Consider the following 255-nt stretch of genomic DNA (forward strand, 5'->3'; position numbering starts at 1 on the left):
CTCGTTCATGCTCTCCACCCCACGCGCATGCGCCGACAGGTCCTCCCGAGCCGACCGCATCGCGGCACTGCGACTACGCGACCCCGACTCCGAGGCTTCCGAGTCCCCATCCGAGTTCGGCACGCCGTCGTCGCGGCGTCCTCGGGCGGTGCCGGACTCCTTCCGATCCGACTGCGCACGGAGCAAGGATTCTGATTTCGGGGTATTTCGCATCAGAGCATTATTCCAGAATCAGGCCCGCCGCCGGCGACCTGT

The 255-nt window shown here is 66.3% G+C and carries 1 protein-coding gene; it reads right to left on the reverse strand.

Features of this window, described 5'->3' with window-relative positions:
• Positions 1-213: hypothetical protein (locus tag MTX36_RS29605; RefSeq protein WP_243623222.1), on the reverse strand; the 213-nt coding region annotated here is incomplete at its 3' end.
• Positions 214-255 lie beyond the last annotated feature (42 nt).

It is taken from the genome of Rhodococcus sp. ARC_M6 (assembly GCF_022810305.1).
Taxonomy (GTDB): Bacteria; Actinomycetota; Actinomycetes; order Mycobacteriales; family Mycobacteriaceae; genus Rhodococcus_F.